This window comes from Streptomyces sp. NPDC001070 (genome assembly GCF_053598835.1).
In genome coordinates this window covers 38120-57483 of record NZ_JBSFLB010000003.1, presented here as the reverse complement: position 1 = coordinate 57483, position 19364 = coordinate 38120, and the positions used below count along the sequence as shown (strand labels likewise).

The 19364-nt window shown below is 71.7% G+C and carries 16 protein-coding genes and 4 tRNA genes; 9 read left to right on the top strand and 11 right to left on the bottom strand.

The window, feature by feature from the left end; translation table 11 throughout:
• Positions 1–65 precede the first annotated feature (65 nt).
• The 7 genes from ACWDAS_RS04600 to ACWDAS_RS04570 all read left to right on the top strand — a co-directional run bounded on the left by ACWDAS_RS04600 (position 66) and on the right by ACWDAS_RS04570 (position 5753).
• Positions 66–138 (top strand) — tRNA-Glu (locus ACWDAS_RS04600).
• Between the two features lie 327 nt (positions 139–465).
• A tRNA-Asp gene (locus ACWDAS_RS04595) sits at positions 466–540 on the top strand.
• Between the two features lie 4 nt (positions 541–544).
• Positions 545–621: transfer RNA gene (locus tag ACWDAS_RS04590), tRNA-Phe, on the top strand.
• Between the two features lie 248 nt (positions 622–869).
• Complete coding sequence (locus ACWDAS_RS04585) at positions 870–1133, top strand: hypothetical protein (protein ID WP_450387347.1); 264 nt, start codon at positions 870–872, stop codon at positions 1131–1133.
• A gap of 141 nt (positions 1134–1274) precedes the next feature.
• Entirely contained in the window at positions 1275–5192 is a 3918-nt protein-coding gene (gene hrpA, locus ACWDAS_RS04580) for an ATP-dependent RNA helicase HrpA (protein WP_450387346.1), read from the top strand.
• Positions 5193–5264: 72 nt separating this feature from the next.
• Positions 5265–5339, top strand: a tRNA-Asp gene (locus tag ACWDAS_RS04575).
• 204 nt (positions 5340–5543) lie between these two features.
• The gene (locus ACWDAS_RS04570) at positions 5544–5753 is read left to right on the top strand and encodes a DUF6274 family protein (RefSeq protein WP_450387345.1); all 210 of its coding nucleotides are present in this window, start codon (positions 5544–5546) and stop codon (positions 5751–5753) included.
• Positions 5754–6015: 262 nt separating this feature from the next.
• On the opposite strand, the gene bldC is transcribed toward ACWDAS_RS04570, so the two are convergent.
• Together bldC and ACWDAS_RS04560 are read right to left on the bottom strand one after the other, a co-directional pair.
• The gene (gene bldC / locus ACWDAS_RS04565) at positions 6016–6222 is read right to left on the bottom strand and encodes a developmental transcriptional regulator BldC (RefSeq protein ID WP_003949541.1); all 207 of its coding nucleotides are present in this window, start codon (positions 6220–6222) and stop codon (positions 6016–6018) included.
• A gap of 482 nt (positions 6223–6704) precedes the next feature.
• Positions 6705–7559: a hypothetical protein gene (locus ACWDAS_RS04560; protein WP_450387344.1), complete on the bottom strand. Its 855-nt coding sequence runs from the start codon at positions 7557–7559 to the stop codon at positions 6705–6707.
• Between the two features lie 173 nt (positions 7560–7732).
• Here ACWDAS_RS04560 and ACWDAS_RS04555 point away from each other — a divergent pair, with 173 nt between their 5' ends.
• Both ACWDAS_RS04555 and ACWDAS_RS04550 read left to right on the top strand, forming a co-directional pair.
• Entirely contained in the window at positions 7733–8839 is a 1107-nt protein-coding gene (locus ACWDAS_RS04555) for a Leu/Phe/Val dehydrogenase (protein WP_450387343.1), read from the top strand.
• A 435-nt stretch (positions 8840–9274) separates the two neighbouring features.
• Positions 9275–9535 (top strand): DUF3073 domain-containing protein, encoded by a 261-nt coding sequence (locus ACWDAS_RS04550; RefSeq protein WP_450387342.1) that lies wholly within the window; start codon positions 9275–9277, stop codon positions 9533–9535.
• 113 nt (positions 9536–9648) lie between these two features.
• On the opposite strand, the gene purM is transcribed toward ACWDAS_RS04550, so the two are convergent.
• The 9 genes from purM to purS form a co-directional block, all read right to left on the bottom strand.
• A complete protein-coding gene (gene purM / locus ACWDAS_RS04545; protein WP_450387341.1) occupies positions 9649–10716 on the bottom strand; it encodes a phosphoribosylformylglycinamidine cyclo-ligase in 1068 nt (355 codons plus the stop codon).
• A 28-nt stretch (positions 10717–10744) separates the two neighbouring features.
• Complete coding sequence (gene purF, locus ACWDAS_RS04540; protein ID WP_450387340.1) at positions 10745–12262, bottom strand: amidophosphoribosyltransferase; 1518 nt, start codon at positions 12260–12262, stop codon at positions 10745–10747.
• 106 nt (positions 12263–12368) lie between these two features.
• The gene (locus tag ACWDAS_RS04535) at positions 12369–14030 is read right to left on the bottom strand and encodes a hypothetical protein (RefSeq protein WP_450387339.1); all 1662 of its coding nucleotides are present in this window, start codon (positions 14028–14030) and stop codon (positions 12369–12371) included.
• 38 nt (positions 14031–14068) lie between these two features.
• On the bottom strand, positions 14069–14866 hold the full coding sequence (locus ACWDAS_RS04530; protein WP_450387338.1) for a sterol carrier family protein: 798 nt from the start codon (positions 14864–14866) through the stop codon (positions 14069–14071).
• A 47-nt stretch (positions 14867–14913) separates the two neighbouring features.
• A complete protein-coding gene (locus ACWDAS_RS04525; protein ID WP_450387337.1) occupies positions 14914–15579 on the bottom strand; it encodes a DUF4177 domain-containing protein in 666 nt (221 codons plus the stop codon).
• Positions 15549–16016: a hypothetical protein gene (locus tag ACWDAS_RS04520; protein WP_450387336.1), complete on the bottom strand. Its 468-nt coding sequence runs from the start codon at positions 16014–16016 to the stop codon at positions 15549–15551. Before ACWDAS_RS04520 ends, ACWDAS_RS04525 begins: the two co-directional genes overlap by 31 nt.
• A gap of 110 nt (positions 16017–16126) precedes the next feature.
• Complete coding sequence (gene purL / locus ACWDAS_RS04515; protein WP_450387335.1) at positions 16127–18376, bottom strand: phosphoribosylformylglycinamidine synthase subunit PurL; 2250 nt, start codon at positions 18374–18376, stop codon at positions 16127–16129.
• Positions 18373–19056, bottom strand: a complete 684-nt coding sequence (gene purQ / locus ACWDAS_RS04510; RefSeq protein WP_450387334.1) for a phosphoribosylformylglycinamidine synthase subunit PurQ — start codon at positions 19054–19056, stop codon at positions 18373–18375. The genes purL and purQ overlap by 4 nt, the downstream gene beginning before the upstream one ends.
• The gene (purS, locus tag ACWDAS_RS04505) at positions 19053–19298 is read right to left on the bottom strand and encodes a phosphoribosylformylglycinamidine synthase subunit PurS (protein WP_089222639.1); all 246 of its coding nucleotides are present in this window, start codon (positions 19296–19298) and stop codon (positions 19053–19055) included. The genes purQ and purS overlap by 4 nt, the downstream gene beginning before the upstream one ends.
• Positions 19299–19364 lie beyond the last annotated feature (66 nt).

The window sequence follows — 19364 nt, the reverse complement described above, 5'->3', positions numbered from 1 at the left end:
CACCTCGCATCCCATATGCTGCTGACGCGTCCGCGACGGCCGAAAATGTGCCCTGCGGGCCATCAGCCCTCATCGTCTAGTGGCCCAGGACGCCGCCCTTTCAAGGCGGTAGCACGGGTTCGAATCCCGTTGGGGGCACACACATCGTCTGCGTCGTCCCGCAGGCGGCCATGCAGGCGTTGGCAGTGCGGCCGGTCCACCGGCGGCGCTGCCTTCTGTGTTTTCCGGGCTCCGCACGCCACTGGTCCCCCGCTGGGCCGCAGGTCACGCGTGCGTCGCACCTCCCGGGTTCTGATACGCTGGTCCAGCGAGATCGGCCCGCCAGTGCGTGTCCGTCCGGTCACTGAGAATCAACCGACCGGCAGTCATGCCCCGGCGATCCGCACCTCGCACAGCGCGGCGGAATCCCGTTGGGAGCACGCACAAACGTGTGGGAGACTGTCTCTCGCGCAGAGCGCAAAGCAAGGTCCTGTGGAGCAGTTTGGAGTGCTCGCCACCCTGTCAAGGTGGAGGCCGCGGGTTCAAATCCCGTCAGGACCGCGCTGGCTGGGTAGCTCAGTTGGTACGAGCGATCGCCTGAAAAGCGATAGGTCGCCGGTTCGACCCCGGCCCCAGCCACCAGCGCCCGTCAGGGCGGAAACCCCCGTCGAGATCATCGGCGGGGGTTTCGCTTTGGCGGGCACGCCGCGCGTGATCCGTGGATCACCGCGTTCCCCTTGCCCGCAGCCGCGCACGGGAGGAGTATCCCCCTGCCGATCAAGGGAGACGGGATGCTTCGGGTCATGGACTGGTCCGTTCTCGTGCTGGGGTGCGCGCTGGTTCTCGGAGGTGCCGGCAGCCGATGGTGGGTGCGGACGCATCCTCAAGGCGTGACCGGTGACGCCGCCGACCGGGAAATGCGGTTCCTCTGCGCGTGGCTGCCCCTGTTCATGGGCCTGGGGATGATCGTCGCGAAGGCGCCGGGCCTGATGGGCGCCTCCTGGGCCGTCGTGGAGGCCGCCGACGCCCTCAACTTCGCCCTGGCGGCCGCGATCCTCGTCCTCGCCGTCCGGGCCGGGCGCCGGGTCTTCCGGATCCGGCGCGAGGCGGGCGGGCAGGGCGGCTCGGCGGGGACGCCGCACGGGACGGCCTGATCCCGGCCCCGGTCGGGGCGGAGAGGACGGCCGCGAGCGCCGGGCCGTCCGGGGCCGAGCGGGTCCCGGGGGCACGGGTACGGGTACGGGTACGTAATGCGTTCGCCCGCGGGCTGCGGCGGATGCGATGCTGGAACGCGTATGTCTACGCAGCCCCCCACCCCCGCATTCGGTGAGCTCGGCGCACGGCTGGCCGAGCTCACCCTGCGCGACGCGCACCGCCTCGGCCGTCGCCTGGACGGCGCACGCCGCATCCGCAAGCCCGAGGCCCGCTCGGCCGTGCTGACGGAGATCGGGGCGGAGATCGACAAGGCCGCGCTGGCGGTCGAGGCGCGGCGCGCGGCCATACCCGCGATCAGCTACCCCGAGCAGCTGCCGGTCAGCCAGAAGAAGGACGAGATCCTGGAGGCGATCCGCGACCACCAGGTCGTGATCGTCGCGGGCGAGACCGGCTCCGGCAAGACCACCCAGATCCCCAAGATCTGCCTGGAGCTGGGCCGCGGCGTCCGCGGCCTGATCGGCCACACCCAGCCCCGCCGGATCGCGGCCCGCACGGTGGCCGAGCGCGTGGCGGAGGAGCTGCGCACCCCGCTGGGCGAGGCGGTCGGCTGGAAGGTCCGCTTCACCGACCAGGTCGGCGACAGCACGCTGGTCAAGCTGATGACGGACGGCATCATGCTGGCCGAGATCCAGACCGACCGGGAACTGCGCCAGTACGACACGATCATCATCGACGAGGCCCACGAGCGCAGCCTCAACATCGACTTCATCCTGGGCTACCTCGCCCAGCTGCTGCCCCGCCGCCCCGACCTCAAGGTCGTGATCACCTCCGCGACGATCGACCCGGAGCGCTTCTCCCGGCACTTCGGCGACGCGCCGATCGTCGAGGTCAGCGGGCGTACGTACCCCGTGGAGGTGCGCTACCGCCCGCTGCTCGCGGAGGAGGCCGACGACGACGACCGCGACCAGATCACCGCGATCTGCGACGCGGTCGACGAGCTCCAGGCCGAGGGGCCGGGCGACATCCTGGTCTTCCTCTCCGGCGAGCGGGAGATCCGCGACACCGCCGACGCCCTCAACAAGCGGCAGCTGCGCTTCACCGAGGTGCTGCCGCTGTACGCGCGGCTGTCCTCCGCGGAACAGCACAAGGTGTTCCAGCGCGGCGCGGGCCGCCGCATCGTGCTGGCCACCAACGTCGCGGAGACCTCGCTCACCGTCCCCGGCATCCGCTACGTCATCGACACCGGCTTCGCCCGCATCTCCCGGTACAGCCACCGCACCAAGGTGCAGCGGCTGCCGATCGAGCCGATCAGCCAGGCCAGCGCCAACCAGCGCAAGGGCCGCTGCGGCCGCCTCGCGGACGGCATCTGCGTCCGGCTGTACTCCGAGGACGACTTCCTGTCCCGCCCGGAGTTCACCGACGCCGAGATCCTCCGCACCAACCTGGCCTCCGTCATCCTGCAGATGACCGCCGCCGGCCTCGGTGACGTCTCCCGCTTCCCCTTCATCGACCCGCCGGACGCCCGGAACGTCAAGGACGGCGTCCAGCTGCTCCAGGAACTGGGCGCGCTGGACGGGCAGAAGCTCACCCAGACCGGCCGCAAGCTCTCCCAGCTGCCGGTGGACCCGCGGCTGGCGCGCATGGTGCTGGAGGCGGAGCGCAACGGCGTCGTGCGCGAGGTCATGGTCATCGCGGCCGCGCTGTCCATCCAGGACCCGCGCGAACGCCCCCAGGACAAGCAGCAGCAGGCCGACGAGAAGCACCGCCGCTTCGCCGACGAGACCAGCGACTTCATGGCGCTGCTCAACCTGTGGCGCTACATCCGCGAGCAGCAGAAGGCGCTGTCCTCCTCCGCCTTCCGCCGCATGTGCCGCACGGAGTACCTCAACTACCTGCGCATCCGCGAGTGGCAGGACATCTACAGCCAGCTGCGCACGGTCGCCAAGACGATGGGCATCCACCTCGCCGAGGGCGAGCACGAGGTCAACGCCCAGCACGTGCACCAGTCGCTGCTGGCCGGCCTGCTGTCGCACATCGGCCTGAAGGACACCGACAGCAAGAACGAGTACCTGGGCGCCCGCAGCGCCAAGTTCGCGGTCTTCCCCGGTTCGTCGCTCTTCAAGAAGCCCCCGCGGTGGATCATGTCCGCCGAGCTGGTGGAGACCTCGCGGCTGTGGGCGCGGGTCAACTCCCGCATCGAGCCGGAGTGGATCGAGCCGCTCGCCCAGCACCTGGTGAAACGGTCCTACAGCGAACCGCACTGGGAGAAGGACCAGGCGGCGGTCATGGCCTTCGAGAAGGTGACGCTGTACGGCGTGCCGATCGTCGCGGACCGGAAGGTCAACTACGGGAAGATCGACCCGGAGACCAGCCGCGAGCTGTTCATCCGCAACGCGCTCGTCGAGGGCGACTGGCGCACGCACCACCAGTTCTTCCACGACAACCGCAAGCTGCTGGCCGAGGTCGAAGAGCTGGAGCACCGGGCGCGGCGCCGCGACATCCTCGTCGACGACGAGACGCTCTTCGACTTCTACGACCGCCTGGTCCCCGAACACGTGGTTTCGGGCGCGCACTTCGACTCGTGGTGGAAGCACAGGCGCCGCGAGGAGCCGGAGCTGCTCAACTTCGAGCACTCCATGCTGATCAACGAGAGCGCCGAGGCCGTCACCAAGGACGACTACCCCGACTCCTGGCGCCAGGGGAAGCTCAAGTTCCGTGTGACGTACCAGTTCGAGCCGGGCGCGGACGCGGACGGCGTGACCGTCCACATCCCGCTGCAGGTCCTCAACCAGGTGACGCCGGACGGCTTCGACTGGCAGATCCCGGGCCTGCGCGAGGAGGTCGTCACCGAGCTGATCCGCTCGCTGCCCAAGGCGATCCGCCGCCACTACGTGCCCGCGCCGAACTACGCGAAGGCCTTCCTCGACCGCGTCGTGCCCGTGCAGGACCCCCTCCCCGAGACGCTGGCGCGGGAGCTGCAGCGGATGGTGGGCGTGCCCGTCACCGCCGAGGACTTCGACCTCGCCAGGGTCCCGGACCATCTGAAGATCACCTTCCGGGTGACCGACGAGCGCCGCCGCAAGCTGGCCGAGGACAAGGACCTGGAGGCGCTGAAGCTGCAGCTGCGGCCGAAGACCAAGGCCGCCATCAGCAAGGCCTTCGACGCCGCCGGTTCCATCGGCATCGAGCGGCGCACAGGGCTGAAGCAGTGGACGGTGGGCGCCTTGCCGCGCACCTTCGAGACCCGGCGGTCCGGGCAGCCGGTCAAGGCGTACCCGGCGCTGGTCGACGAGGGCGAGAGCGTGGGCGTGCAGCTCTTCGACACCGAGGCCGAACAGGCCGCGGCGATGTGGCGCGGAACCCGCCGGCTGATCCTGCTGAACGTGCCCACCAACCCCGCGAAGTTCGCGGCGGACCGGCTGTCCAACCAGGACAAGCTCGCCCTGTCCCGCAGCCCGCACGGCTCCGTGGCCGCCCTGTTCGACGACATCGTCACCGCGGCCGCCGACCGGCTCATGGCCGAGCACGGCGGCCCCGTCTGGGACGAGGAGTCCTTCCGGAAGCTGTTCGACACGGTGCGCGCCGACCTCGTGGAACTGACCGTCAGGACGGTCGCCCAGGTGCGGCAGGTGCTGGCCGCCTGGCAGGCCTGTGAGCGCCGTCTGAAGGCCACCCGGAGCCTCGCCCTGGCCGCCAACCTCGCGGACGTCAAGGAGCAGCTGGGAGCCCTCGTGGGGCCCGGCTTCGTGACCGCCGCCGGGGTGCGCCGGCTGCCGGACCTGCTCCGCTACCTGGTGGCCGTCGACCGGCGGCTCCAGCAGATGCCCACGGGCGTCCAGCGCGACTCCACGCGGATGGAGAAGGTCCGGGAGATCCAGACCGAGTACGCCGAGCTGCTGGCCGCCCAGCCGGCCGGGCGGCCGGTCCCCGAACGGGTGCGCGACATCCGCTGGATGATCGAGGAACTGCGGGTCAGCTACTTCGCGCACGCCCTCGGGACGGCGTTCCCGATCTCGGACAAACGCATCTTCAAGGCCCTGGACGAGGCCTGGGGCTGATCGGGTTCGCAATCACCCTCTGACCTGCTGTACAGTCTTCCTCGCGGCCAAGGAACAACGGCCGCGAAACCTGGTCCTGTGGAGCAGTTTGGAGTGCTCGCCACCCTGTCAAGGTGGAGGCCGCGGGTTCAAATCCCGTCAGGACCGCAGTGAAACGAAGGCCCGCTTCCCGCAAGGGAGGCGGGCCTTCGTGCTGTGTGCCGCACGGCAGGAGACGCAGGTCGGGCGGCCGGGGCCGGGCGGCGCGGCGCCAGGGGCGCTCGCGCGGCGGCGGGACGGCGGCGACCGGGACGCGTCCGCGAAGGAGCCGGGCCCCTGGTTCCGGGCCTTCCCGCGTGGTACGCCTGGCACATGACGGCGACGCCGAGGGATCCGGGCCCGACGCCCCGGGACGAGACGCGGGCCCTGCTGCGCGCGCATCCGGCGGGCGCCCCTGGCGGCCGGCGGCGCCACCTGACCCGGCACCGCCCTGCGTGCCACCGGCTGACGCGGCCGGCGCTGCGGCGGCCGGCGGCCCCACTACCGCACGACGGGAAGCCGGAACAAGACTGCGCCATGTGACGGGAGTCACGTGAACTGTTTTGACTCTGACGGAACCTGGGGCCTCCTGTGGGACCGTCAATTTAATATGTGCAATTGCACTCCCCACAGAGGGGTCAGCGCACACAAGACGGACACATCACGCGCACAAAAAAGATCGCACCGGAGCCGGCGGACTCCGATGCGATCTACGTTCCTATGGGCTTCCCTGATGGGGGCAGGGACCCGTCGGAGCGGGCGTGGCGGCGGGTTGGGGGCCCGCGTCGACGCCCGTTTGTTCAGGTCAGGCCTCGCTGCGCTGCTGCGGAATGCCCGCGAGCAGTGCACGGACCTCCGCCTCGCGGTAGCGGCGGTGCCCGCCGAGCGTGCGGATGGACGTGAGCTTGCCAGCCTTGGCCCAGCGCGTGACCGTCTTCGGGTCCACGCGGAACATCGTGGCAACCTCAGCGGGGGTCAGCAGCGGCTCGGCATCAGGGGTGCGAGCGGTCATGAGCGGCCTCCTCGAGAGAACCGAACCAACACGGTTCTTTCCTCTAAATTCTGCACCTTGACCCGCGTTGCCCGAAATGGCGGACGCGGGCCGAGTCGGTAATAGGACGAACGGCTTGTCCTTGGCACTACAACTACACCATCCGTCCAGCCGCGTCGGCCAAACCGATGGATTTGCCCTCTGAGGTGTCTAAGCTCGACGGAAGCCGATGGACCGGGCCATAACGGACAGTCACACCTGAGTGACGATCAGTCACAGCCAACCCACGAGCCACAGCCCCACCTCAAGGGATGCAATCCCGGACATTCCACCCAGAGAGAGTGGAAAGAGGTCCTTCTGGACCCGATGTCCCATATTGTCATGGGGGGCGGGGATGAGGGCAAGACCCCTAAACGTGCTTTAGGTCACGCTTAGGCCAAAGGTACCGGTCGGCCGGACTCAGGACCAAAGTCCCTACCCCGCCGCCGGTCCCCGACGGACCCTCAACTCGCGTACAGGAGCTCGCGAACGGCCCGCCAGCGGTCGGTGAGCCGCTCGTACGCCTCGCCGGCCCGCGTCCCGTCGTCGTCCCTCAGTGCGGCCAGCGCCTCCGCCACATCGGCGGCGGAACGGTCCGCGGCGAGGGAGTCCTGCGGGATGGCGTGGACGAGCCCGCCGTAGTCGAGCTCCACCAGGGAGCGCGGGTGGAACTCCTCGAGCCAACGCCCTACATCTACCAGGCCGTCGATCAGGGGTCCCTCTTCGAGTGAATCCTTGAGCACCCGCAGGGCTCGGGCAGTCCGCCGGCGGGCCTGGACCATGGGGGTCCGGTAACGCATCACCGGCTGCTTGGACTCGCCCGCGCCGGCCGGTTCGTACTCCCGCTCGGAGTCGTCGAACAGCACGAACCAGCGCACCGGGACGTGCCACGTCGCGCCCCGGATCCAGGGCCGGGCGTCGGCGTTCTCGGGCTTCTCCGCCCGCCACGCCTCGAAGTCGGCCTCGGCCTGCTCGCGCACGACCCTGGGCAGCACGGCGTCCACCACGGGGGCGGGGTACTCGTCGACCAGCTCGGACAGGGCCAGCCAGCCCCGCAACCGGGTGCGCCAGGGGCAGATGTGCGTCACGCCGTCCACGACGGCGACGAAGGCGTCCCCGCTCTCGCGCACCGGCACGGCGATCGGCGGGACGGACAGCAGACCGGCCAGCGACTGGCGCAGTTCGTCCTGTGCGGTCCGTTCCGCACCCCGGGCGGCGTACCGGTACCAGTACCCCCGATCGGGCTCCGGGAAGGCCGCCAGCGGCTCGTACACCCGCAGATACGCCGCGTACGGGACCAGCACCGATGACAAGCCCACACCCGCTCCCTCGTGACGGCTTCCGCCCTGGCATCGTCCCACGTCGCTTCCGACGCGGGGAGTGATCCACGACACTGGGAACATGCTCAGGGTCGGGTGGCTCTACTCTTCTGCCAACCGGCCCTCCCCCACCCACCCGGAGGGCGACCTCTGGACATTCGGGAGTCACCACAGTGACCGACGTACGTCAGACACCAGGCATCGTCTCCACGCTGTTCCGATCGGAGCAGGGCGGTCACGAGCAGGTCGTCTTGTGCCAGGACCGCGCCAGTGGCCTCAAGGCCGTCATCGCGATCCACTCCACCGCCCTCGGCCCGGCCCTCGGCGGCACGCGCTTCCACGCGTACTCCTCCGACGAGGCCGCAGTCGAGGACGCGCTCAATCTCGCCCGCGGCATGTCGTACAAGAACGCGCTCGCCGGCCTCGACCTCGGCGGCGGCAAGGCCGTCATCATCGGCGACCCGGACACCGAGAAGTCCGAGGAGCTGCTGCTCGCCTACGGCCGCTTCGTGGCCTCCCTCGGCGGCCGCTACGTCACGGCCTGCGATGTCGGCACCTACGTCGCCGACATGGACGTGGTCTCCCGCACCGCCCCGCAGTGGACCACCGGCCGCTCGCCCGAGAACGGCGGCGCCGGCGACTCCTCCGTGCTGACCGCCTGGGGCGTCTTCCAGGGCATGCGCGCCTCGGCCCAGGCCAAGTGGGGCGACCCCACGCTGCACGGCCGCAGGGTCGGCGTGGCCGGTGTCGGCAAGGTCGGCCACCACCTGGTGGAGCACCTGCTCAAGGACGGCGCCGAGGTCGTGATCACCGATGTTCGCGGCGAGGCCGTCGAACGGATCACTTCCCGTCACCCGCAGGTAACCGCCGTCTCCGACGCTGACGTCCTGGTCAGGACCCCGCTGGACGTGTACGCGCCCTGCGCGCTCGGCGGCGCGCTCAACGACGACTCGGTGCCGGCCCTCACGGCGACGATCGTCTGCGGCGCGGCCAACAACCAGCTCGCCCACCCCGGCGTCGAGAAGGACCTCGCCGACCGCGGCATCCTGTACGCGCCCGACTACGTGGTGAACGCCGGCGGTGTGATCCAGGTCGCGGACGAGCTGCACGGCTTCGACTTCGAGCGGGCCCGCGCCAAGGCGACGAAGATCTTCGACACCACCCTCGCCATCTTCGAGCGGGCGGCCGCCGACGGCATCCCGCCCGCCGCCGCCGCCGACCGCCTCGCCGAGCAGCGCATGGCCGAGCGCACCCCGGCGGAGAGCTGGCTGCGTCCGTGACCGGCTGACCGCCGCGGCATTCCCCGCGGACCCGTGAGCACGCCCCCGTCCGCCGCGGACGGGGGCGTGTCTTCCGTCACAAAGCGGGCGCGCGCGGAGTGCCGCGGACGTACGGTGTGCGCGCGTCCTCCGCAACCGCGCGCGGCTCCTCCGGGCCGTCGTGACGAGGACGACAGGTTGGACATTCGACCGTTACCACGCCCCGGCAGCCAGACCGTGGCGGAAGAAGGTAAAATCACGACTGACCAGCCAGGACGGGGCCACGGCGGGCCCCTGCTCCGACGCGCGTCGTGCGGGCGACGTACCGTGCGGCCTCGGAAGCAGGTACCGTTGAAGCCCTACGGACCGGGACTCTCATCCGAGGGCCCGTTCCACATCGTGAACGCGTGTCAAGACTCGGGGCCGTCGAGCCCCACCGTTGAGGGGGTCGAGCCAATGGGGCGCGGCCGGGCCAAGGCCAAGCAGACGAAGGTCGCCCGCCAGCTGAAGTACAACAGCGGCGGTACGGACCTGTCACGTCTGGCCGAAGAGCTGGGCGCATCGTCGACGCTGCCGGTCAATCCGGAGATCCATGACGACGACGATGACGACGAGCTGGAAGACGACCCGTACGCACGGTACGCGGATCTCTACAACGACGAGGACGACGACGAGGACGAGGAGTCCGAGCCCTCGTCGCAGCGGCGTCGCGCTTGACGCGGCGCCTTCCGTTCCAGCTTGACCACTGACCCGGTCCGGGCGCTGTCCGGACCGGGTTTCGTGCTGCCCTGCCTGCCCCGCCGCGGCGCGGCGACGGGGAAGGTGACGACTCAGCCCGCGTAGTCGCCGGTCAGCTCGACGGCCTCGGCGTGCTCGCCCCGGTCGACGATCCCGCCGGCCACCCAGGCGTCCAGGCCCCGGTCGGCCAGCGTGGTCAGCGCCACGTCCACCGAGGCCTCGGGCACCACGGCGACCATGCCGACGCCCATGTTGAGCGTCTTCTCCAGCTCCAGCCGCTCCACGCCGCCGAGCTCACCGACCGTGGTGAACACCGCGCCCGGCGTCCACGTCGAGCGGTCCACGGTGGCGTGCAGGTGATCGGGGACGACCCGGGCCAGGTTGTTGGCCAGACCGCCGCCGGTGACGTGCGAGAAGCCGTGCACCTCGGCCGTCCGGGTCAGCGCCAGGCAGTCCAGCGAGTAGATGCGGGTCGGCTCCAGCAGCTCCTCGCCGAGGGTGCGGCCGAACTCCGGGACCTCCCGGTCCAGCGCCCATCCGGCCCGGTCGAAGAGCACGTGCCGGACGAGCGAGTACCCGTTGGAGTGAAGACCGGAGGAGGCCATGGCGATCACCACGTCACCCTTACGGATGCGATCCGCGCCCAGCAGCCGGTCGGCCTCGACCACGCCCGTGCCCGCGCCGGCGACGTCGAACTCGTCCTCGCCCAGCAGGCCCGGGTGCTCGGCCGTCTCGCCGCCGACGAGGGCGCAGCCGGCGAGCACGCAGCCCTCGGCGATGCCCTTGACGATGGCGGCGACCCGGTCCGGGAAGACCTTGCCGACGCAGATGTAGTCGGTCATGAAGAGCGGTTCGGCGCCGCACACGACCAGGTCGTCCACGACCATGCCGACGAGGTCGTGGCCGATGGTGTCGTAGACGCCCATGCGGCGGGCGATGTCGACCTTGGTGCCCACACCGTCGGTGGCGGAGGCCAGCAGGGGCCGCTCGTAGCGCTTGAGGGCGGAGGCGTCGAAGAGCCCGGCGAAGCCGCCGAGGCCGCCCACGACCTCCGGGCGGGTGGCCTTCTTCACCCATTCCTTCATCAGCTCGACCGCGCGGTCGCCCGCCTCGATGTCGACTCCCGCCGCGGCGTAGCTGGCACCGGTGTTCTCGGACATGGCTGTGTTGTGTCCTTGCGTCGAATGCTTACGGGCGACGGAGCGCGTCGGCGGCGTCGGGGCCGCCGGCCAGCTCGGTCTCCAGCAGCTGCTTGCCCAGCAGTTCCGGGTCGGGCAGCGCCATCGGGTACTCGCCGTCGAAGCAGGCCCGGCAGAGGTTCGGCTTGGCGATCGTGGTCGCCTCGACCATCGCGTCGATGGAGATGTACGCGAGCGAGTCCGCGCCCAGCGACTTGCCGATCTCCTCGACCGTCATGCCGTTGGCGATCAGCTCGGCGCGCGTGGCGAAGTCGATGCCGAAGAAGCACGGCCACTTCACCGGCGGCGAGGAGATCCGGACGTGGACCTCGGCGGCGCCCGCCTCGCGGAGCATCCGGACCAGCGCGCGCTGGGTGTTGCCGCGGACGATCGAGTCGTCCACGACCACCAGGCGCTTGCCCCGGATGACCTCCTTGAGCGGGTTGAGCTTCAGGCGGATGCCGAGCTGCCGGATGGTCTGCGAGGGCTGGATGAAGGTCCGGCCCACGTAGGAGTTCTTCACCAGGCCCGAGCCGTACGGGATGCCGCTCGCCTCGGCGTAGCCGACCGCGGCAGGAGTGCCGGACTCCGGGGTCGGTATCACCAGGTCGGCCTCGACGGGGGCCTCCTTGGCGAGGCGACGGCCCATCTCGACCCGGGAGAGGTAGACGTTGCGGCCCGCGATGTCGGTGTCCGGGCGCGCCAGGTAGACGTACTCGAAGACGCAGCCCTTGGGGCTGGCCTCGGCGAAGCGCGAGGCGCGCAGGCCGTTCTCGTCGATGGCGATCATCTCGCCGGGCTCGACCTCGCGGACGAAGCTGGCGCCGACGATGTCGAGGGCGGCGGTCTCGGAGGCCACGACCCAGCCGCGCTCGGTACGGCCGAGGACCAGCGGGCGGATGCCCTGCGGGTCGCGGGCCGCGTAGAGCGTGTGCTCGTCCATGAAGACCAGGCTGAAGGCGCCCTTGACCTGCGGCAGCACCTGCTGGGCGGCGGCCTCCAGGGACAGCGGCTTGCCGTCCTCGTCCACCTGCCCGGCCAGCAGCGCCGTCACCAGGTCGGTGTCGTTGGTCGCGGCGACCTTGGTGGCCCGGCCGTTGCCCTGGGGGAGGGCGGCGACGAGCTCGGCGAGCTCGGCGGTGTTGACCAGGTTCCCGTTGTGGCCGAGGGCGATGGAGCCGCTGGCGGTGGCGCGGAAGGTGGGCTGGGCGTTCTCCCAGACCGAGGCGCCGGTGGTCGAGTAACGGGCATGCCCGACCGCGATGTGGCCCTGGAGGGAGCCGAGGGAGGTCTCGTCGAAGACCTGGGACACGAGGCCCATGTCCTTGAAGACCAGGATCTGGGAGCCGTTGCTCACTGCGATGCCCGCGGACTCCTGTCCGCGGTGTTGCAGGGCGTACAGCCCGAAGTAGGTGAGTTTGGCGACCTCTTCGCCGGGGGCCCAGACACCGAAGACGCCGCAAGCGTCCTGGGGGCCCTTCTCGCCGGGGAGCAGGTCGTGGTTGAGTCGTCCGTCACCACGTGGCACGGGATCGAGTCTAGGGCAGGTTCCGGTGTCGTCCGAACGAGGGAACCCGACAAAAGCGCGTTCTATGCGCGTAAACCCATGGGGCGCTTGGCCGTGTGACCTTGGTCTAGGGACGCAGTCCGGGGTCGCGGACCATGGCCGTCAGCTCGGCCGCGGCCCGTGTGGCGGGGGACGGGCGGCGCCGCCTCCGCTCCCACCACGGGAGGGCGACGGCCCCCAGCGAGAGGTCCTCCAGACCGCTCACACGGCGCACGACCAACCGGCCGTCCGGGGTGCGGACGACCCGGGTCACGTCGGCCCACGGGACGTGCCGGGTACGCAGATAGCGGTGCAGCGCGAGGCCGTCGGGACCGGCGGTGATCCGCCAGGTGATCACGGACAACGCCTTCTCGGCGAGCCACAGGCTGCCCAGGACCGACAGCGGCAAGCGCCACCAGTCCTCGCCGGAGAACCCGGAGCCCACGTTGGAGCCCACCGGGAAGACGACGACGCCCAGCAGGAGCAGCGCACCCAGGGAGCGGCCGGCCGCACCGCCGTGCCAGCTGACGGGGGCGGTGGCGGGCTTCATGGCGGCCGCCGCCTCGGCGACCCGCGCCTCCGCCTCCCGGCGGTGCTCGCCGGGCCCCTGCCGTTCGTCGTCGGGGGCCGGCTCCGTCCACCGCAGCGCCGGTGAGTCCGTCGTGGCGAACAGGACGTCGCCGGAGGCCGTGGTGCCCACCAGCACCAGTTCCGCCCCCTCGGCCGGCAGGCCGAAGAGCACGCACTCGCCGCGGGCCCACGCGCCGGGCCCGGCCGCGCGGTAGGTCAGGACCGGCGGACCCGCAGCGCCGTCCAACGGCCGGATCACGGTGCGACCGTCCTCGCGGCCGCACAGCACCCGGAGCACGGGTGCGGGCCGACGGCGCAGCGACCGGACCCGGAACGCGGCGAACGCCCCCGACAGCAGCAGCGTGGCACCGGCGCCGCCCGCCGTGAGCGTCAGCGGCTGCAGCCCCGTGCGGTCCTCGTAGGGCTCCGCGGCGAAGCGCCGCCATTCCCCGTCGACGAGTACGGGCACGTCGGAGCCGCGCTCGTGGTCCTCCGGCCACATCACCCCGACACGGTGCCGGGTGCCGTCGCCGAAGCGGGCGACGACGTGGTCCTCGGCGCCGTTGGCGACGACGACCGCCTCGACGCGGACAGCCGCGGCCGCGTGCGCCCGGTCTGCCCGGTCCCCGGACACCGCGATGCCGGCGGCCACCGCCGCGACCACCAGGCCCGCCATACCTGCGGCGATCCGGACCGCGCCCCGCCGCACCGGCGCGGCCCGCTCCGGTACCGGCAGCAGCACCCCTCCCGCGGCCCCCAGGGCCAGCGCGCGCTGCCGGCGGCGCACCCGCAACCGTACGAAGGCCGCGGCCCAGCCCCAGCAGAGCGCGGCCACCACCGCCGCGTCCACGGCCCGCCCGGCCCCGCCGCCGGCCCGGAAAGCGGGATCGGTCATCCAGAGCAGCAGCAGGGGAGCGGACAGCAGCGCCGCCTCGGGCAGCAGGAACAGCCACGCCACGTGGACGAAGAAGCCGATCGCGTACAGCCACATCGGTCCGCAGGGCGCCGCCACCGTGCACACCGGGTCCCACCCGACGGGGACGACCGCCGCGAGCACCCCCACCATCAGCGTCACCGCGGACCAGACCGGCCGCGCCCAGCCGGGCAGGCGCGCGGCGGCCCAGCGCCGGGCGTCGGCGGCGAGCCATGGGCGGGCCGGCATGCCGGCCGGTGCGGTCATCGAGGTCGCCGGCGCATTATGGGGGCGCCCGGGCCGCCTCAGCCCAGCAGGGGGAGGTACGGGGCGAGGTCGGCGCGCTCGCCGCTCGCGGAGACCGCGGCGGAGTCCAGGGCGTCGGCCCAGGACGTGCGTCCGGTGGCGAGACGGATCCAGGTGAGCGGGTCGGTCTCGACGACGTTGGGCGGGGTGCCCCGGGTGTGGCGGGGCCCGGGCACGCACTGCACGGCCGCGTACGGCGGGACGCGGACCTCGACGGAGTTGCCGGGCGCCGCGGCGGCGAGGGTGTCCGCGAGGAGCCGTACGACGGCGGCGACGGCCTGCCGCTCCAGGGGGACGGGCACACCCGTCGCCCGGGCGAAGTCGTCGCTGTGGACGACCAGCTCGACGAGCCTGGTCACCAGGAAGTCCGTGGACCGCATCGCGCCGAGCGTGATCGCCACCAGGCGCTCGGGCGCCACCGCCTCGTCCAGTACCCCGGCCAGCTCGCGGGCGGCCTCCTCAAGGCGGGCGGCGGCGTCGGCGGTCTCCGCGGCGGCCTCGCGGGTGTCGGCGTCCAGCGGGCCGGCGATGCGCGCCGTGGAGCGCGCCCACGTGGTGAGGTCGAGGTCCGCCTTGGCCGGGGCGGGCGCGGCCACCACCCGGGCGACGGCCTCCACCTGCCGGGCGATGTGCACCACCAGCGTGCGCACGTCCCACCCGGGCAGCCCGGCGGGCGCGGCCAGCTGATCCTCCGTCAGGCTGCGGGCGGCCTCCAGGACATGGCCGGCCTGCGCGGTGAGCGCCGCGCGGGTCCTGGCGGGGTCGTAGGTGCGGGCCTTGCGGGCGGTGGACGGCATGCCCGCAGCCTACGCGCCGTGCCCGGCCCGCACCCCGACCCCGGTGGTCAGGCCTGGCGCGGCCGCTCGAAGGTGAGCAGCAGCCCCTCCACGGCGCCGGGGCCGATGCGGCCCTTGACGTCGGCGGAAGTGATCGCCTTGAGCTGCCAGCCGTCCTCGGCCTGCTTGTTGAGCGTCTTCTCCAGCTTGTCGCCGTCGATGGCGTCGCCTATCAGCGACTCGCGGAAGCTGACGACCTTGTACTCGTACATCGATGAAGCCCCTCGTCGTACCGGTGGTTGCGGGACGCACAGTAGTACCGCCGATCGCGGCCCCCGCCACGCGGGGCGGACCGGTCCGGCCCCCCGATCGACGAGCGGGCCTTCGTCGGTGTCGGCGGAGAGGAGCACCAGTTCGGCACCCTCGTACGGCGTCCCGAACAGCAGGGAGTCGCGCGGAAGGCCGCTGCGGGGCCCTTCGGCGAGCTCGGGCCCGGGGTCGGCCCGGCAGGAGAACAGCGGCCTGCCGCCCGCGTGGTCGTCGGCCGCGTACACCCACCTCCAGGCGTCCTCGTCCGCCCGGGTCAGTACGCGCAGCACCGGCTGCCCGCGGCGCCACAGGGCTCCCGCCCGCACCCGGGCCACCACGCCCACGGCGAGCAGCGCGCCGCCGGCCGGTGCCGGCAGGCGGGTCTGCGGCGGGATCACGGCCGCGCACAGCAGCGGCCCGAGCACGATCGGGACCGGGCCCCGGCGCAGTGGCGGGAGAGGGCCCGGCACCGGCGGCCGTACGCCGCGGGCGGCGTCGGCGGCGAACAGCCGCTGCCGGCGGCGGACCCGCAGGCGGTGGAGTGCGCCGCCCCAGCACAGCAGCAGCGCGGCGATGACGCGGCCTCCGGAGCCATGCGCCAGGTCAGCAGCGCGGCGAGAACCGGCGCGACGAGGGTGAGTTCGGGCAGTCCGAAGAGCCAGTGGAACCGGACGGCGGCCGGCCCGTCGTGCATCGCCCCGAGGGCTTCCGGGGCCACCGCGGCCGCGACGGCGAGAGCCGTCAGCAGCGCCGGGGCGGCCCAGCGCGGATGCGCCCAGGCGGCGGGCCGGCACGCCGCCCGGCGCATGGCGTCACGGCTGCGCCACTGGGGCGGTGCGCCGGGTGGATCGCACTCGCTCACGTCTGGAGTACGAGGCCGACCCCCGGGCGCCGGTCACGGCCCCCGCGAAGCGCCCCCGCGCCTGGCGGCACGGGGGCGCTTCGGGAGGACGCGTCAAAAGGGCCGACGGATCAGGCCAGGAGCGCCGGGATCGTGCCCTCGTGAGCCGCGCGGAGCTCGTCCAGCGGGATGCTGAACTCGCCCTGGAGCTCGACCGCGTCGCCGTCGACGACACCGATCCGCGTCGCGGGCAGACCGCGCGCACCGCACATGTCGGTGAAGCGGAGCTCCTCGCTGCGCGGCACGGCGACGACCGCCCGGCCCGCCGACTCCGAGAAGAGGAGGACGAACGGGTCCAGGTCGTCCGGCACGACCAGGCGCGCGCCGTTCCCGCCCCGCAGGCAGGACTCGACGACGGCCTGGATCAGCCCGCCGTCCGACAGGTCGTGGGCCGCGTCGATCATCCCGTCCCGGGAGGCGGAGATGAGGATCTCGCCGAGCAGCTTCTCCCGCTCCAGGTCCACGGCCGGCGGCAGTCCGCCGAGGTGGTCGTGGACCGCCTGGGACCAGGCGGAACCGCCCAGCTCCTCCTTGGTGTCGCCGAGCAGGTAGAGCAGCTGGCCCTGGTCCTTGAAGGCGACCGGGGTGCGGCGCGTGACGTCGTCGATGACGCCGAGCACCGCCACGACGGGCGTCGGGTGGATGGCGACGTCACCGGTCTGGTTGTAGAGGGAGACGTTGCCGCCGGTGACCGGGGTGCCCAGCTCCAGGCAGCCGTCGGCCAGACCGCGGCAGGCCTCGGCGAACTGCCACATCGCGGCCGGGTCCTCGGGCGAGCCGAAGTTGAGGCAGTCGGAGACCGCCAGCGGCTTGGCACCCGTCGTGGCGACGTTGCGGTACGCCTCGGCGAGCGCCAGCTGCGCGCCGGAGTACGGGTCGAGCTTGGCGTAGCGGCCGTTGCCGTCGGTGGCGACCGCGACGCCGAGGTTGGTGTCCTCGTCGATGCGGATCATGCCGGAGTCCTCCGGCTGCGCCAGGACGGTGTTGCCCTGCACGAAGCGGTCGTACTGGTCGGTGATCCACGCCTTGGAGGCCTGGTTCGGGTGCGCGACCAGCGTCAGGACCTGCTCGCGCAGCTCATCGCCGGATCCCGGGCGCGGCAGCTTGTTCGCGTCGTCGGCCTGGAGCGCGTCCTGCCACGCGGGGCGGGCGTAGGGGCGCTCGTACACCGGGCCCTCGTGGGCGACGGTGCGCGGCGGGACGTCGACGATCTGCTCGCCGTGCCAGAAGATCTCCAGCCGGTCGCCGTCGGTGACCTCACCGATGACGGTGGCGATCACGTCCCACTTCTCGCAGATCTCCAGGAAGCGGTCGACGTACTGCGGCTCGACGATGGCGCACATGCGCTCCTGCGACTCGCTCATGAGGATCTCCTCCGGCGAGAGCGTCGCGTCGCGCAGCGGCACGGTGTCCAGCTCCACGCGCATTCCGCCGGAGCCGGCCGAGGCCAGCTCGGAGGTGGCGCAGGACAGGCCGGCGCCGCCGAGGTCCTGGATGCCGGCGACCAGCTTCTCCTTGAAGATCTCCAGGGTGCACTCGATGAGCAGCTTCTCCTGGAAGGGGTCGCCGACCTGGACGGCGGGGCGCTTGGCCGGGCCGGTGTCGGAGAAGGTCTCCGAGGCGAGCACGGAGACGCCGCCGATGCCGTCGCCGCCGGTGCGGGCGCCGTAGAGGATCACCTTGTTCCCGGCGCCGGAGGCCTTGGCCAGATGGATGTCCTCGTGCTTCATCACGCCGACGCACAGGGCGTTGACCAGCGGGTTGCCCTGGTAGCAGGCGTCGAAGACGACCTCGCCGCCGATATTGGGCAGGCCCAGGCAGTTGCCGTAGCCGCCGACGCCCGCGACGACGCCCGGCAGGACGCGCCTGGTGTCGGGGTGGTCCGGCGCGCCGAAGCGCAGCGGGTCCATGACGGCGACCGGGCGGGCGCCCATGGCCAGGATGTCGCGGACGATGCCGCCGACGCCGGTGGCCGCGCCCTGGTAGGGCTCGATGTACGAGGGGTGGTTGTGCGACTCGACCTTGAAGGTGACCGCGTAGCCCTGGCCGACGTCCACGACGCCGGCGTTCTCGCCGATGCCGACCAGCAGGGCGTCGTTGGCGGGGGCCTTCTCGCCGAACTGGCGCAGGTGGATCTTGCTGCTCTTGTACGAGCAGTGCTCGGACCACATGACGGAGTACATGGCGAGCTCGGCACCGGTCGGGCGGCGGCCGAGGATCTCGCGGATGCGCTCGTACTCGTCCTGCTTCAGGCCGAGTTCCGCCCAGGGCTGCTCGCTGTCCGGGGTTTCGGTGGCGTGCTTGACGGTGTCGAGGCTCATGACGCGTGAACCAGCTTCTTGAGGATCGAGGTGAAGAATCCGAGGCCGTCGGTGCGGCCGGTCCCGATCAGCGGCTCGACCGCGTGCTCGGGGTGCGGCATGAGACCGACGACATTGCCCGCGGCGTTGGTGATGCCGGCGATGTCCCGGAGCGAGCCATTCGGGTTCCAGTCCGCGTAGCGGAACACCACCCGGCCTTCCGCCTCGAGCTCGTCGAGGACGCGCTCGTCGGCGACGTAGCGGCCGTCGATGTTCTTCAGCGGGATGCTGATCTCCTGGTCCTGCTCGTAATCGGCCGTCCAGGAGGTCGAGTTGTTCTCGACGCGCAGCTTCTGGTCCCTGCAGACGAAGTGCAGGTGATTGTTGCGCAACATGGCACCGGGGAGCAGATGCGTCTCGGTGAGTACCTGGAAGCCGTTGCAGATTCCGAGGACCGGAAGGCCTTCCTTGGCGCCGGCGATGATCGACTCCATCACGGGCGAGAAGCGGGAAATCGCCCCGGCCCGGAGATAGTCGCCGTAACTGAATCCGCCGGGCAGGACGACGGCGTCGACCTGGTGCAGATCCTTGTCGCGGTGCCACAGGGGCACCGGCTCGGCGCCGGCGACGCGGACCGCGCGCTGGGTGTCCCGGTCGTCGAGCGTCCCGGGGAAGGTGACGACACCAATGCGTGCGGTCACGACTCCACCTTCACGGTGAAGTCCTCGATCACGGTGTTGGCGAGGAAGGTCTCGGCCATCTCGCGGATACGGGCGAGGGCGGCGTCGTCGACCGGACCCTCCAGTTCCAGCTCAAAACGCTTGCCCTGGCGGACGTCGGCGATTCCCTCGAACCCGAGGCGCGGCAGCGCGCGCTGCACCGCCTGGCCCTGGGGGTCGAGGATCTCCGGCTTGAGCATGACGTCGACTACGACGCGTGCCACGGTCACTCCCGGTGGTGTGCTGCGGTGAGATGTCATCACAGTACCCCGCCAGAAAATCTACGCGGG